Genomic DNA, 15,845 nt, shown 5'->3' with positions numbered 1-15,845 from the left:
TATGTCAAATACAAATAAAGATTTTAAAGATGTTGCTAAAAAAGAAGTTGCGCAAGCAACTCATGAAGTAAAAGGTGAATTGACTTACGAAGATAAAGTCATTCAAAAAATCATTGGTCTCTCTTTAGAGAAAGTTTCAGGTTTGCTAGCTGTTGATGGTGGCTTCTTCTCTAATTTAGCAGATAAATTGATTAACACTGATAACGTAACGAATGGTGTTAATGTTGAAGTTGGGAAAGAACAAGTGGCTGTTGACTTGAACGTAGTAGTGGAATATCAAAAGAATGTTCCTGCCTTGTACAAGGAAATTAAAGATGTTGTTGTGGCGGAAGTTTCTAAGATGACTGATTTGGAAGTTGTTGAAGTAAATGTCAATGTTGTTGATATTAAAACGAAAGAACAACATGAAGCTGACTCAGTTAGCCTTCAAGATCGAGTGACAGATGTTGCTGAATCAACAGGAGAATTTGCTTCAGAGCAATTCGAAAAAGCAAAATCTGGTCTTAGCGGTGGTTTTTCAGCCGTTCAAGAAAAAGTTGGTGAAGGTGTAGAAGCTGTTAAAGATGCTGCTTCATCAAGTGAAAAAGCTCGCGTACATTAATTAAAAACAAAAAGAAATAAAGGAGGACATAGTTATGTCAACAGAAGAAAAATTCAACCAAGCTAAAGGCGCTGTCAAAGAAGGTGTTGGGAAAGTAATCGGTGACGAAAAACTTGAAAAAGAAGGAGCAGCTGAAAAAGTTGTTTCTAAAGTCAAAGAAGTTGCTGAAGATGCAAAAGATGCAGTTGAAGGCGCTATTGAAGGTGTTAAAAACATGCTTCATAAAGACGACGAGAAATAAGGTTATGCTATATTATATATAGTAGCTGATAGAAATCAACTACAGTCTAAAGGAGACCTCATTTTAGGGTCTCCTTTACTTTTTTATGTTCATTCTTTTTAGTTAAATTTTTCCAAACTTCATAGTGTAAACGCTTGCAATATTTTGGTGGGAGGAGTATAATATAAGTAAAGATAGGGAAAGGAAAAAATTAATTTCGCATTCGATTTGCTTTGCTGATATATTTATTTGTAACATATAAGTCGTTGCTTTACTGGACTATTGGTTAAATCATTGGGTAGGCCTGCTTAGCCTATCTGATTATGACAGTGGGATAGAAAGTAGAAGCTTTTAGATGGTTTTCAGTCTTCGAGATGTTAACCGATAGTTGCTTTGTGATCAATATTTCTAATGCTAAGATAAAAGAAAATCATTAGCGCTTAAAGGAATTAAAAATTTAATAATCAACAATTGTTGTTAGTCAGTTCCGAATGGAATAAACTGATTGCTCCCATATCAGCAAGGTGAATCAGACCTCTAGCCGAGTCACGCTAGAGGTCATTTTGATGGATTCAGCTGCTGCTGCTGGAGTATGGCCTCAGCTAGTGAGGGCTAAGAAAGCGGCTTTAAAAAGTGATGGGTAGAGCTTGCTGGGATATAAAATTGTCACGCAACTCTTTTACCTTCCCTTAGGCTAGGTCTCTGAAAAGTGATATAATATAGTTAGTAAAATTCAAGGAGAAATGCAATGAAATCAGCAGTTTATCTCAAGGCTGGTCAAGTTGGACTAGCAGAAATGGATCATCCGCAAATTCTAGATCCAGATGATGCCATTATCCGTATTGTTCGTACCTGTGTCTGCGGCTCTGACCTGTGGAGTTATCGAAATGAGCAGGTGAAGCCTGGGCGCATGAACAGTGGACACGAGGCGATTGGGATTGTCGAGGAAGTCGGTGAGGCAGTAACGACTGTGAAAGCAGGCGATTTTGTCATTGCTCCCTTTACTCATGGATGTGGGGATTGTGATGCCTGCCGAGCAGGATATGACGGGACTTGTGACCGGCATATTGGCAATAACTGGTCAGATGGGGTGCAAGCAGAATATATGCGCTTCAAGTATGCCAACTGGGCTTTGGTGAAAATTCCGGGTCAGCCGTCAGATTATTCAGAAGGGATGCTTAAGTCCTTCTTGTCGCTGGCTGATGTCATGCCGACAGGCTACCATGCAGCGCGTGTGGCGGATGTTAAAGCAGGTGACAAGGTAGTCGTCATCGGTGATGGCGCTGTTGGGCAATGCGCTGTTATCGCCGCTAAGATGCGTGGTGCTTCCCAAATCGTCCTCATGAGCCGTCATGAAGACCGGCAAAAGATGGCGTTTGAATCAGGAGCGACAGCTGTTGTTGCTGAACGTGGAGAAGAAGGCATTGCCAAGGTGCGCGAAATCCTCGGTGGCGGAGCTGATGCTGCGCTCGAATGTGTCGGAACAGAAGCAGCTGTTGACCAAGCGCTTGGAGTCCTTCACAACGGCGGCCGATTAGGCTTTGTTGGTGTTCCCCACTATAATAATCGTGCCCTTGGTTCCACCTTTGCACAAAACATCACAGTGGCGGGTGGCGCAGCCTCTGTCACAACCTACGACAAACAACTCTTATTGAAAGCAGTTCTTGATGGCGATATCAATCCAGGTCGCGTCTTTACTTCCAGCTATAAACTGGAAGAGATTGACCAAGCCTATAAAGATATGGACGAACGGAAGACCATTAAGGCCTTGATTGTGATTGACTAAGGTTTGTCAAGATTATTATGCTAGGGGATGTTAAAGGCACTCAAAGGAATTTGAAATTCTGAGAGATCAGTAAAAGGATTTGCAAGGACTAGGTCAGGATTTTCAGTCTTCCACAAATTATAGAAGAAAGAGTAGCTTTTTAGGAAGTCAAAAAGGAGGCGTTGTTAGCGTCCTCTTTTTTTGCTATAGTGGAGCTAGAGAAGAGATTGACTAGGAAGAAATGAGGAATAGCGAGACATATGAAAAAATTGGAAGAGATTGCGGATTTTGGTCCCTTGCCTTCGGCGGCTCAGTTGGCTTATCATCGAGATGAATTGGCCGCTTTTATCCATTTTGGCATCAATACCTTTTACGAGCAGGAATGGGGAAATGGTCAAGAAGATCCCAAGCGTTTCAATCCGACTAAACTGGATACAGACCAGTGGATCAGGGTTCTGAAAGAAACAGGTTTTAAACGGGTCATTGTTGTGGTCAAGCATCATGATGGCTTTGTTCTTTATCCGAGCCGCTATACAGACTATACGGTGGCTGCCAGTCCGTGGAGAGATGGCAAGGGTGACCTCTTGGCTGAGATTTCCCGCTCAGCCAGTCACTATGATATGGATTTGGGGCTCTATCTTTCACCTTGGGACGCCCACAGCCCGCTCTATCACGTAGATACTCAAGAAGCCTACAATGAATATTATCAGCAGCAATTAGAAGAAATCTTGAGCAATCCACTTTATGGCAATAAAGGAAAATTTGTTGAAATCTGGATGGATGGGGCGCGTGGAGAAGGAGCTCAAAAGCTTTCCTATGAGTTTGAGGCTTGGTTTGAAACCATTCGTCGCTATCAAAAAGACGCTGTCATTTTCTCAACTGAGGCGACTGAATTGCGTTGGATTGGCAATGAAAGTGGCCGAGCTGGCGATCCCTTGTGGCAGAAGATTCGGCCGGAAAAGCTGAGTGAGCAGACACCGCCTATCTATCTTTGCCATGGCGATCCAGACGGTACTCACTATTCTATCGGAGAAGCAGATGTGTCCCTGCGTTCAGGCTGGTTTTATCATGACAGTCAGCCACCCAAGTCCTTGACGGATTTGCTGGATATTTATCTGGCTTCGGTGGGGCGGGGGACACCGCTTCTGCTCAACGTGCCTCCGACCAAGGAGGGCTTGTTGGCGGAAGTTGATGTCCAGCGCCTGCAGGAATTTCATCAGGTTATCTCTAGCCTTTACGATGAAGATTTGGCTGCGGAGGCCGAAGTCACAAGTAGCAGTGAAAGGGCAGGCTATCCAGCAAGCAATCTGACGGATGGTCAAAGGGATAGTTTCTGGGCTCCGAATGAAGAGGAAACCTCTTATGTCTTGGAGATTGACCTAGGTCGCAGTTGCACTTTTAATTTGCTAGAAATCGGAGAACCGATTGCCAAAGGGCAACGGGTCGCAGGTTTTATCCTAGAAGTGAAGAAAGAGGATGGCTGGACTGTTTTTGCCCGTGGTCAGACGATTGGCTATAAGCGTCTACTTTTGGGCGAAATGGTCGAGGCTCGTTACTTGCGCTTGATTTTGACGGATTTCCAAGCCTTACCACTGTTGAGTAAGCTGGCCGTGTACAGGACACCAGCGATTATGGAGGAAGAGAAGAGGCCTTCTGGTTTGGTGATTTCACAAGCAGCGGACACAGTAATCGGGGGGCAATCAAGCCAGATTAGTCTGCGTCGATTAGATGGACTGGAGCAGGTGGAGCAGATTCGACTGGTTACGGAGCCTGGAACAGGAACGCACGGAACGGCTTATGAGGATCAAATCTGGGATGTGAGCTTTGCTCCAGGTGAGACCAGAAAAGAGCTGACCTTATCAACCTTGGCTTTTACGAGTCAGCAAGAATTGAATTTTTACCTTTGTGCCAGCCGAGAGGACGGTCGTCAAAGCAGACTCAAGATTGAGGTCAAGGGGAGTTAGAATGAGAAAAGAGAGTGGGACAGAAATCGGTAATTCGTTAGAATTCGATTTCGTCGTCCCACCTCCGCACAGTTGAGTTGGGCTGTAAAAGCTGATGAAATCAGCGTAGTAGAGCCCGCTCAACCACTGCGTCTTGCTCGATAATCTAAAGACAATTGAGAGGCTAGGACTTTTGTCCCAGCCTCTTTTGCTGTTTTTGTACGTGGGTGGAAGATGAATTTGGTAACCAGGATAGGTAGAAGTCCAGCCTGTCAGAAGCCAGTAAGTCCTCATGGGAAATTCGCTGCAGGCTTTGTCCGTCTAATTCTGCCTTTTTCACAAACTGGAAATGGGGATGGTTGTCATGAGCGTAAATATCGAGCCATTTTTGACTTTGTGGTAGGAAGAGGCGAAGGTGGTTAAAGAGAGGAATGCCTAAGTCATAGTGAGGCTTTCCAGGACAAGTCGGATAGAGCCCCAAGACGCTCCAGATATACCAAGCAGAAAGGCTTCCATTGTCCTCGTCACCAGGAAAAGCCTGCCAACTAGCCTGAAAAGCCTCTTCTCTTAAGCTTTTGATTAACAGACTAGTGTATTCTGGCCTGCTACTATAGCGGAAAAGATAAGGAATATGGAAACTAGGCTGATTGGAAATGGCTAGCTGGCCAAAGTGAGCATTCGCCATCTCGCTCATTTCGTGAATTTCGTAGCCGTAGCCCATGACATCAAAATAAGGCTGGTCCTGACAGAGCTTAGTCAGATAATCGGTAAAGGCTGGCTCACCGCCCATGAGCTCTTTCAAGCCTTCAATATCATGGAAGACGCTGAGCGTATTTTGAATAGCAGAGCATTCGGCATAGTCTCGGCCCCAGCTGTAAGGAGAAAAGTCGGCTCGAAATTGCCCTTGTCGGTCTTTGGCCCGCATATAGCCCGTTTCTGAATCGAAAAGGTTTTGGTAATGAAGCGCCTGCTGGGCATATCGCTGAGCTACTTGCTCCTTTTGGAGTTTGCTGGCTAGGCTGGCAATGCAAAAGTCGCTGTAGCTATAGTCCAGCGTGTGGCTGACGCTTTCATGATAATCTGCTGGCAGGTAGCCCAAGGTTTGGTAGTCGCTAGCCCCTTGTCGGCCGTAACGTTTGGAAGGATATTCTTTCTCTGATGTGTCCAGCATGGCTTGGAACAATTCCTGTTCTAGGTCAGGAATGAGATCTTTCGCAGCGGCGTCCGCAATCACACCGTCGATCAAGGTTCCTGGCATCATGCCTCGTTCATCAGGAGCCAGCCACTTGGGTAGATAGCCCGTTTCTTTGTAGAAATTCAGAAATCCTTCTAGAAAATCGTGATAGGTGTTGGGTGCGATAAGAGCTAGCAGAGGAAAATTGGTACGAAAACCATCCCAAAATCCAATATTAGTAAAGAATTTACCAGGCTGGACAGTCTGATGGGTAAAGTCCCAATGAATTTCTTGTCCTTCAGCATCAATCTCATAAAAAGTCTGAGGAAAGAGGAAGACGCGGTAAAGAGTCTGGTCGAACATGCGGCGGTCAGCCTTACCCTGCTCTACAACATCAAATCGGTGGAGGTAGCTTTCCCAGGCTTGCTTGGTTTGTTCTTTTACCGCATCAAAGTCGGCTTGGGTCAGATTCGTCAGGGCTTGCTCTTCCGAGATAAAGGAAGTGGCTAGGGCAAATTGCAGTTGTCCTTGTTCAAAGTCTAGCACCAAGTCCTCTCCAAGGGCATGACTGGTCTGAATAGGCTGATCAAAGCGCAGGCAGACATGCATGGTTAGAGGCCGCTTGGCTGGATTGGTTTCTTCTTTCAGACGGCCTAGAAGCGTGTAGGCGTCCAGCATATGGAAATGGGTCTGAGCTCCGCTGTGTAGAATAAGGCTGATAGGCTGGGCCAATTGGCTTGTGAGTCGGAAGCGAGCTCCATAAGTAGTCGGAGTCAGTTCCGTGCTGACTTGATAGCGATTGGAGTGAACTTTCAAATAATGTGGCTGAAAAATACTCTCGTCCGGTCGATAGGACGACTGGCGGTGATAGATATCAGGCTTGCTTATCTTTTCGGTGACAGGCGTGAGCAGGAGTCAAGAGAAGTCCCCGATCCAAGGACTGGGCTGGTGGGTCAGACGAATACCTTGGAAGATGGGTAGGTCTGGTTTAAAGAACCAAGAGCCGTCTGTATGGCTGCTCTGAGGAACGAAATAATTCATGCCGAATGGTGCCCCTGTATAGGGCAGGGTATTGCCGTGGGAAAAGCTATGGGAATTGTCCGTTCCATAGCGGGTATCAATCGTTTCTAGTATTGTTTTCATGGAAAATCTCCTTCAATCCAGCTTGCTTTGTCTTGATTATAACATGAATCAGGAAGCAGCGGACAAGGCAAAAATATATGATCGAAAGGCCTTTAGTTTGTGTATATATTTTAAAAACTGTTTAGCCTATACTAGAGAATGTAAACGAGTATGAAAAAGGAGAATGAATATGGTTTATTCTAAAGAAATTGTTGGGAAATGGTTGGAGTCTATTGCCCAGTTAGCCCAGGATCATCCGACTTGGGTCTCTGTTTTTGAGCGTTGCTATACGGATACCTTGGACAACACGGTCGAAATATTGGAAGATGGGTCTACTTTTGTCTTGACAGGCGATATTCCAGCTATGTGGCTACGGGATTCGACTGCTCAGCTCAAGCCCTATCTCTTTGTGGCCAAGCAAGATCCAAAAATCCGTCAAACGATTGCTGGCTTGGTCAAACGCCAGATGACGCTGATTCTCAAAGATCCTTATGCCAATGCCTTTAATATCGCTGACAACTGGAAAGGCCACCATGAGACAGATCATACAGACTTGTCTGGTTGGATTTGGGAACGCAAGTACGAAGTTGACTCTCTCTGCTATCCTCTGCAGCTGGCATATCTCTTGTGGAAAGAGACTGGAGAAACGAGTCATCTAGACGCTACCTTTATTGCTGGCGTCAGAGAAATTTTACGAGTTTGGACGATCGAGCAGGACCACAGCCAGTCTTCTTATCGCTTTGTCCGTGATACAGATCGCAAGGAAGATACCTTGGTTAATGATGGCAAAGGCCCTGACTTTGCAGTGACAGGCATGACTTGGTCGGCTTTTCGTCCAAGTGATGATGCTTGTATCTACAGCTATCTAGTACCGTCTAATATGTTTGCAACGGTTGTCTTGGGCTATGTGGCAGAAATTTTTGAAAAATTGAACTTAGAGGGTGCTGAGGAGATCGTTCCGCATGCGCAGCGCCTGCAAAAGGAAATCAAGGAAGGAATTGAAAACCACGCCTACACCCAAAATGCTAAAGGTGAAAAGATTTACGCTTTTGAGGTAGACGGTTTGGGAAATGCCAGCATTATGGACGATCCGAATGTACCAAGCCTTTTGGCAGCGCCTTATCTAGGCTTTTGCTCAATTGACGACGAAGTCTACCAAGCGACACGCCGCACCATTCTAGGCCCAGAAAATCCTTACTATTATGAGGGTAAATATGCTGCGGGACTTGGTAGCTCACATACCTTCTACCGCTATATCTGGCCGATTGCCCTAGCCATTCAAGGATTAACCACGCACGATAAGGAAGAAAAACGTCGGATTCTGGACTTGCTCGTGGCCTGCGATGGTGGTACAGGTGTTATGCATGAAAGCTTCCATGTGGACGATCCAACCAAGTATTCTCGCGAATGGTTCAGCTGGGCCAACATGATGTTCTGCGAACTGGTATTAGATTATTATGATTTAAAAATTGAGGTATAGAATTAACAAGTAGAGGAACAAAAATGGAAAATATTACTGTACATATCATTTCTCACAGCCACTGGGATCGCGAATGGTATCTCCCCTTTGAATCCCACCGTATGCAGCTGGTCGAGCTTTTTGACAATCTCTTTGATTTGTTTGAACATGATCCAGAATTCAAGAGCTTCCACCTAGACGGGCAAACCATTGTCTTGGATGATTATCTGGAAATCCGTCCAGAAAATCGCGATAAACTGCAGCGCTATATTGATGAAGGCAAGCTAAAAATCGGGCCTTTCTATATCTTGCAGGATGATTATTTGATTTCCAGCGAAGCCAATGTTCGCAATACCTTGATCGGTCAGCAGGAGTGCAAGAAATGGGGCAAGTCCACTCAGATTGGTTATTTCCCAGATACTTTTGGAAATATGGGACAAGCGCCTCAGCTTTTGCAGCAATCAGGCATTCACATAGCTGCTTTTGGCCGTGGGGTTAAGCCGATTGGTTTTGACAACCAAGTCTTGGAGGACGAGCAGTTTACTTCTCAGTACTCTGAAATGTACTGGCAAGGTGCCGATGGAAGTAAAGTTCTAGGCATTCTCTTTGCCAACTGGTACAGCAATGGGAATGAAATCCCAACAGATCCAGAAGAAGCGAAAGTTTTCTGGGAGCAAAAACTGGCTGACGTGAAGAGCTATGCCTCTACCAATCAATGGCTGATGATGAACGGCTGTGACCACCAGCCAGTTCAGCGTGACCTCAGCCAAGCCATCCGAGTAGCCAATGAGCTTTATCCAGAAATCAACTTTGTGCACAGTTCTTTTGATGACTATATGCAAGCTGTGGAAGCTGCTCTGCCTGAGGAATTGTCAACAGTTCAAGGCGAATTGACCAGCCAAGAAACCGACGGTTGGTACACTTTGGCTAATACCTCTTCAGCCCGCATCTATCTGAAGCAGGCTTTCCAAGAAAACAGTAACTTGCTAGAGCAGGTAGTTGAGCCGCTGACTGTTATCACAGGCGGTCACAATCACAAAGACCAGCTGACTTATGCTTGGAAGACACTCTTGCAAAATGCTCCGCACGATAGTATTTGCGGCTGCAGTGTCGACGAAGTTCACCGCGAAATGGAAATCCGCTTCGCCAAGGTCAATCAAGTGGGCGAATTTGTCAAAGGTAACTTGCTGGGAGAATGGAAGCAAAAGCTGGATAGCCGCCAATCTGAGAGCGACCTGCTCTTCACCGTTATCAATACTGGCCTCCATGACAAGGTAGATACCGTTTCTGTGGATGTGACCTTTGCGACCTGTGATTTCAAGGAAGCTCATCCGACAGAAGCCTATCGGAGAATGGCAGAATTGACAATTCCAGACTTGATTGTGAAGGATTTGGATGGCCGCTATGTTGAAGCTAAAATCGAAGATTTGGGAGCTAATTTCCAATATGACCTTCCAAAAGATCGCTTCCGTCAGGCTTATATTGCCCGGCAGTTGCGCGTGACGTTGCCGATTCATCTAGCACCTCTGTCTTGGAAAACCTTCCAATTGCTTCCTGGTGCAAAAGAAGAGCATGAAGGCCTCTATCGCAATGGCGTGATTGACACTCCATTTGTGACTATCAGCTTTGATGAAGACTTGACCGTCTACGATAAGACGACCCATGAAGCCTATGAAGACTTCCTCCGCTTTGAAGATCGCGGCGATATTGGAAATGAGTATATCTACTTCCAACCCAAAAATACAGAGCCAATCTATGCAAAACTAGCTGGCGTAAAGGTGCTGGAAAACAATGCCCGCTATACCAAGGTGGAATTAAGCCATGAATTGACCTTGCCAGTAAGTGCAGATGAACTGTTGGATCAAGAACAAAAGGGCATCGTTGAGTTTATGAAGCGTTCAGCAGGCCGTTCGTCAGAATTGACAACTATGATCTTGACAACTGAGTTGACAGTCTTTGCGGACAGCCCGCAATTGCGCTTTAAGACTCGCTTTACCAATACTGCTAAGGATCACCGCATCCGTGTTCTCTTCAGAACTCACAACAGCAGTAAAACCAACGATTCAGACAGCATTTACGAAGTGGTTCGTCGCAACAACCAACCAGCTGCCTCATGGGAAAATCCAGAAAATCCACAGCACCAACAAGCCTTCGTCAGCCTTTATGATGACCAAAAAGCAGTCACAGTTGCTAATAAAGGTCTAAATGAATACGAGATTTTAGGTGATGACACGATTGCAGTAACCATTCTGCGGGCAACTGGTGAGCTGGGCGACTGGGGCTACTTCCCAACTCCAGAAGCGCAGTGCTTGCGTGACTTCCAAGTCGAGTACACGGTGGAATGCCACCAACCGCAAGAGCGATTTGCTGCTTATCGTCGGGCCAAAGCCTTCCAAACACCGTTGACAGCTCTGCAAATTTCCAAACAAGAAGGAAGTGTTGCAGCGACTGGACAAGCCTTGGACCACCCTGCTCTGAACTTAGCAGAAATCTGCCCGACAGCCCTTAAAGTGGCAGAAGACGAGTCAGGTATCGTACTTCGCTACTACAATATGACCCAAGAAGAGCAAGAAGTGACAACTGCTTCCCAAACCCTAGTCAACCTTTTGGAAGAAGTGCTTCCAGAAAAGGATGGAATCTTAGGACCACAGGAAATTCGCACAGAGCTCTTGAAAAACGATTAAAAAGAGGAGGCTAGGGCAATGGACTAAATACTTGAAAATTTAGTTCCTTGCCCTATTGCCTTTCAAGTTCTAGAAAACAGAGAAAGGAGAAAAAATGCTTATTGCAACAATTGACATAGGCGGTACAGGTATCAAGTTTGCGGCTATTTCCAAAGAAGGAGAGATACTGGAAAAGCAAAACATTTCTACGCCAGACAATTTAGATGACTTGCTGACTTGGCTGGATTCTTGTCTTTCCAAGCGGGATTACCAGGGCATTGCCATGAGTGTGCCTGGGGCGGTTAACCGAGAGACAGGAGTCATTGGTGGGATTAGCGCTGTTCCTTATATTCACGGTTTTTCTTGGTATGATAAGCTGGCTTCTTATGGTCTGCCGGTTCACTTAGAAAATGATGCCAACTGTGTTGGTTTGAGTGAACTTCTTGCTCATCCCGAGCTGGAAAATGCAGCCTGTGTGGTTATCGGTACTGGGATTGGCGGAGCTATGATTATCAATGGCAAGCTTCATCATGGTCGTCACAGTTTGGGTGGGGAGTTTGGCTATATGACAACCCTAGCGCCTGCTGAAAAACTCAATAACTGGTCGCAACTAGCATCTACAGGTAACATGGTTCAATACGTAATTGAAAAATCTGGTCAGACTGACTGGGATGGTCGCAAGATTTACCAAGAGGCTGCGGCAGGAAATGCCCTTTGTCAAGAAGCTATCGAGCGGATGAACCGGAATCTTGCACAAGGTTTGCTCAATATCCAGTATCTCATCGATCCAGATGTGATTAGTCTGGGCGGCTCCATCAGCCAAAATCCAGACTTCATCCAAGGTGTCCGCTCAGCGATTGCTTACTATGTCGACCGCTATGAAGAGTATTCGGTGGTGCCAGAAATTTTAGCATGTACCTACAAGGGGGAGGCTAATCTTTATGGTGCTTTAGTAAACTGGTTACAGGAGGAAGGCCAATGGCCACATTCTTAGGATTATCAAGCAAGCAAGAAAAGACTCTTGCTCGCTTAGAAAAATATTTGAACTTGGGCGAGATTGAAGTCAGTCTTGTTCCTAACTCAGCCGTATCGATCAAGGTGGAAGGCCGTCAGGGATGTTATCAAGTCAGCTATCATAAGCCTCATCAGCTCTATCGAGCTTTAGCCCTCTTATCTGCTGCCCTTAAAGAAGGGCAGGATGAGGTGGAGATTGAGGAAGAGGTGGCCTATGAGGATTTGGCCTATATGGCTGACTGTTCCCGCAATGCCGTCTTGAATCTAAGCTCAGCTAAGAAGATGATTGAGGTCTTGGCCTTGATGGGGTATTCTACCTTTGAACTCTACATGGAAGATACCTATGAGATAGAAGACCAGCCCTATTTTGGCTATTTCAGAGGCCGGTACACTGTTGCAGAATTGCAAGAGATTGAGGCCTATGCCGCAGATTTCGATATGGCCTTCGTGCCTTGCATTCAGACCTTGGCGCACCTATCAGCTTTTGTCAAATGGGGTGTCAAGGAAGTGCAGGAGCTTCGAGATGTGGAGGATATCTTACTGATCGGGGAAGAAAAGGTCTACGACCTTATCGAAGGCATGTTTAAGACTATGTCCCAACTTCGTACACGTAAGATAAATATCGGGATGGACGAAGCCCACTTGGTCGGTCTTGGACGCTATTTGATTCAGCATGGTTTCCAAAACCGCAGTCTCCTCATGTGCCAACACCTTGAGCGCGTGCTGGATATCGCTGATAAGTACGGTTTCCACTGTCAGATGTGGAGCGATATGTTCTTCAAGCTCATGTCAGCAGATGGCCAGTACGACCGTGATGTGGAAATCCCAGAGGAAACTCGAGTTTATCTAGAGCGGCTCAAAGACCGTGTGACCTTGGTTTACTGGGATTACTATCAAGATAGCGAAGAAAAATACAACCGTAACTTCCAAAATCATCATAAAATCAGTCAAGACATTGCCTTTGCTGGCGGTGCTTGGAAGTGGATTGGCTTTACCCCGCACAACCATTTCAGTCGCTTGGTAGCCATCGAAGCTAATAAAGCCTGCCGCCAAAATCATGTCAAGGAAGTGATTGTGACTGGTTGGGGGGATAATGGAGGAGAAACCTCTCAATTCTCAATCCTGCCTGCCTTACAGATTTGGGCAGAATTGGCCTATCGAAATGATTTAGATAAATTAGCCGAGCATTTCTTAGTTAGCACAGGCCTTGCCTTTGATGATTTTATGAAAGTAGACTTGGCCAATCTCTTGCCAGGCTTGCCAGAAAACCTCAGTGGTATCAATCCAAATCGCTACATCCTCTATCAGGATATTCTCTGTCCTTTGCTGGAACGCCATATACGACCTGAGGAGGACAGCCAGCACTTTGAAGCTGCCGCTCAGTCCTTGCAAGAAGTCTGCCTCAAAGCTGGTGAATATAGCTATCTTTTTGAAACTCAGGCTCAGTTGAATGCGCTCTTGGCCTTGAAAATTGCCGTCACATCTGGCATTCAAGAAGCCTATCGTGCAGGAGACAAGGATCGCTTGGCAGAATTGGCTGAAAATGATTTGCCTTTGCTCTATCAAAAAGTAGAAGACTTTGCCGAGCAATTCAGTCGCCAATGGCAGCTAGAAAATAAAATTTTCGGACTGGATACTATTGATATCCGCTTTGGAGGCCTGCTCAAGCGGATCAAACGGGCGCAGGAACGCCTGCAGCAATATACGACTGGTCAGCTTGATTCTGTAGAAGAATTAGAGCAAGAAATCTTGCCTTTCAATGACTTTTATGGAGACAAGGATTTTGCAGCCACAACAGCTAACCAGTGGCATACCATCGCTACAGCGTCAACGATTTACACAACGTAATTATTTTGTTTGATCAAAGTTTTTATGGCTCTACTCTACTTTTTATCTGTATATTAGATAAATAATTTGTATAGTTTTTTCTATAATTAGGAGTTTAAATGAGAGTAAAAAAAGGCATATAATAGAAACATGAAAACGATATCAAAACAATAGAAAGGGAGATTTGAATGAATAAGGTTATCAAAACACTAAAAGAAAACTTCATTTTCTTGCTCATGGTCTTACCGGGAGTTATTTGGTTTGTTTTGTTCTTCTATATACCAGTTTTAGGAAACGTCGTTGCATTTAAGAATTTCAAACTAAGCGGCGAAGGCTTCATCCATAGTCTTATGAGCAGTGAATGGGTGGGCTTCAATAACTTCAAGTTCTTGTTTAATTCCAGAGATGCTTATACGATTACACGAAATACCATTCTCTACAATGGTGGTTTCATCGTTTTAGGATTGATTTTCTCTGTCGGAATTGCCATCATCTTTAGCGAACTTCGCTCGAAAAAGATGGTGAAGATTTATCAGACAACTATGCTGTTTCCGTATTTCCTTTCTTGGGTTATTATTAGTTTCTTCGTAGATGCTTTCTTGAACCCTGGCAAGGGCTTGCTGAATAATTTATTGCATAATCCGAATATCAACTTTTATACAGTGATCTCTTTCTGGCCAGCCTTCATCCTTTTCATTGGTATTTGGAAGGGCTTAGGATATAGTAGTATTTTGTACTATGCAAGTATCATGGGAATTGATCCGACTTACTATGAGGCAGCAACGGTCGACGGTGCTACAAAATGGCAGCGTATCCGTAATATCACCTTGCCATCTTTGGCTTCTCTGATCACAGTACTAACCATTCTAGCAGTCGGAAATATCTTCCGCGCGGACTTCGGTTTGTTCTACACTGTTCCGCATGATTCAGGATCACTTTATAGTGTAACCAACGTTTTGGATACTTATGTCTATCGTGGATTGACCGGTACAGGTGATATCGGGATGGCTTCAGCTGCGGGTCTCTATCAATCAGTTGTGGGCTGTATCCTCGTGATCGTCAGCAACCTGATTGTCCGCAGAATTGATAAAGAATCTGCTCTCTTTTAGAAGGAGGAACTTATGAAATCCCCAAAAATTCAAAAAGAAAAAGTCGATAATGTGGGAATTCACTCCTTTAGCAAAAAAGCCGATTTTTTCTTTAACATCTTGATTGCCATCTTCTCGCTCTCCTGTGTGCTGCCTTTCTTCTTTGTCATCATCATCTCGCTGACGGATGAAAGTAGTTTGGTTCATAATGGTTTTGCCTTTTGGCCGTCACAGTTCAGTCTAGCGGGCTATGAATTCTTATTTGGCTTGAAAGATCAGCTCTTGCAGTCACTCTTTGTGACAGTAGTGATTACGATAGTAGGTACTAGTTTGAATGTTTTCTTCACAACAACTTATGCCTACGCTATCTCACGTCGCAGCTTTAAATTCAAACGCTTCTTTACCTTGTTTGCAATGGCAAGTATGCTCTTTCAAGCAGGGATGATTCCAACTTACATCGTTATGACCAACTTGCTTGGTTTAGGAGATACAGTGTGGGCTTTGATTTTGCCGCTACTGCTTAGTCCTTTCAATATCATTTTGATGAGAACTTTCTTCAAGAGAACGATCCCAGAAGCGATTATTGAATCCGCTAAGATAGATGGTGCCAGTGAGACTCGGATTTTCTTCCAAATTTGCTTGCCACTATCTCTTCCAGGTATCGCTACAATCACACTCTTCACTGCCCTTGCTTATTGGAACGATTGGTTTAACGCGCTGCTCTACATTCGCAGTGACAACTTAGTTCCCCTTCAATATTTGCTGATGAAGATTCAGCAAAATATGGACTACTTGTCTAAGAGTGCGGGAGCGAGTGCTCAGCTTGCAGGCTTGACAGGATCTCTACCTAAAGAGTCTGGTCGTATGGCCATGGTCGTAATTGCAACCTTGCCAATCGCTTGCGTCTATCCATTCTTCCAACGTTACTTTGTTAAGGGATTGACTATCGGAGGCGTCAAAGAATAAGCT

General features: G+C 44.9%; 10 protein-coding genes and 1 pseudogene. 10 read left to right on the top strand and 1 reads right to left on the bottom strand.

All coding sequences use genetic code 11. The annotated features are described in order from the left end of the window. The first annotated feature begins 1 nt into the window (after position 1). The 4 genes from HMPREF9960_RS02200 to HMPREF9960_RS02185 all read left to right on the top strand — a co-directional run bounded on the left by HMPREF9960_RS02200 (position 2) and on the right by HMPREF9960_RS02185 (position 4,550). Positions 2 to 601 (top strand): Asp23/Gls24 family envelope stress response protein, encoded by a 600-nt coding sequence (locus HMPREF9960_RS02200; protein ID WP_005591615.1) that lies wholly within the window; start codon positions 2 to 4, stop codon positions 599 to 601. A gap of 34 nt (positions 602 to 635) precedes the next feature. After that, complete coding sequence (locus tag HMPREF9960_RS02195) at positions 636 to 842, top strand: CsbD family protein (RefSeq protein ID WP_005591616.1); 207 nt, start codon at positions 636 to 638, stop codon at positions 840 to 842. 727 nt (positions 843 to 1,569) lie between these two features. Next, complete coding sequence (locus HMPREF9960_RS02190; RefSeq protein ID WP_005591618.1) at positions 1,570 to 2,607, top strand: alcohol dehydrogenase catalytic domain-containing protein; 1,038 nt, start codon at positions 1,570 to 1,572, stop codon at positions 2,605 to 2,607. Positions 2,608 to 2,846: 239 nt separating this feature from the next. Continuing rightward, positions 2,847 to 4,550, top strand: coding sequence for an alpha-L-fucosidase (locus HMPREF9960_RS02185; RefSeq protein ID WP_005591620.1), 1,704 nt, complete (start codon positions 2,847 to 2,849; stop codon positions 4,548 to 4,550). Between the two features lie 163 nt (positions 4,551 to 4,713). On the opposite strand, the pseudogene HMPREF9960_RS02180 reads toward HMPREF9960_RS02185, so the two are convergent. Next, a pseudogene (locus HMPREF9960_RS02180) lies at positions 4,714 to 6,846 on the bottom strand (GH92 family glycosyl hydrolase). Positions 6,847 to 7,015: 169 nt separating this feature from the next. Here HMPREF9960_RS02180 and HMPREF9960_RS02170 point away from each other — a divergent pair. The 6 genes from HMPREF9960_RS02170 to HMPREF9960_RS02145 all read left to right on the top strand — a co-directional run bounded on the left by HMPREF9960_RS02170 (position 7,016) and on the right by HMPREF9960_RS02145 (position 15,842). Then, complete coding sequence (locus HMPREF9960_RS02170; protein WP_005592117.1) at positions 7,016 to 8,305, top strand: glycoside hydrolase family 125 protein; 1,290 nt, start codon at positions 7,016 to 7,018, stop codon at positions 8,303 to 8,305. A 23-nt stretch (positions 8,306 to 8,328) separates the two neighbouring features. After that, positions 8,329 to 10,968: an alpha-mannosidase gene (locus HMPREF9960_RS02165; RefSeq protein ID WP_005591624.1), complete on the top strand. Its 2,640-nt coding sequence runs from the start codon at positions 8,329 to 8,331 to the stop codon at positions 10,966 to 10,968. Between the two features lie 94 nt (positions 10,969 to 11,062). Continuing rightward, positions 11,063 to 11,941: an ROK family protein gene (locus HMPREF9960_RS02160; RefSeq protein ID WP_005591625.1), complete on the top strand. Its 879-nt coding sequence runs from the start codon at positions 11,063 to 11,065 to the stop codon at positions 11,939 to 11,941. Further along, positions 11,926 to 13,809: a beta-N-acetylhexosaminidase gene (locus tag HMPREF9960_RS02155; protein WP_005591626.1), complete on the top strand. Its 1,884-nt coding sequence runs from the start codon at positions 11,926 to 11,928 to the stop codon at positions 13,807 to 13,809. Before HMPREF9960_RS02160 ends, HMPREF9960_RS02155 begins: the two co-directional genes overlap by 16 nt. Positions 13,810 to 13,976: 167 nt before the next feature. Continuing rightward, a complete protein-coding gene (locus HMPREF9960_RS02150; protein WP_005591627.1) occupies positions 13,977 to 14,897 on the top strand; it encodes an ABC transporter permease in 921 nt (306 codons plus the stop codon). Between the two features lie 12 nt (positions 14,898 to 14,909). Then, entirely contained in the window at positions 14,910 to 15,842 is a 933-nt protein-coding gene (locus tag HMPREF9960_RS02145; protein ID WP_005591628.1) for a carbohydrate ABC transporter permease, read from the top strand. Positions 15,843 to 15,845 lie beyond the last annotated feature (3 nt).

This window comes from Streptococcus cristatus ATCC 51100 (assembly GCF_000222765.1).
Lineage (GTDB): Bacteria > Bacillota > Bacilli > Lactobacillales > Streptococcaceae > Streptococcus > Streptococcus cristatus.
This window is presented reverse-complemented; position numbering and strand designations above follow the sequence as displayed.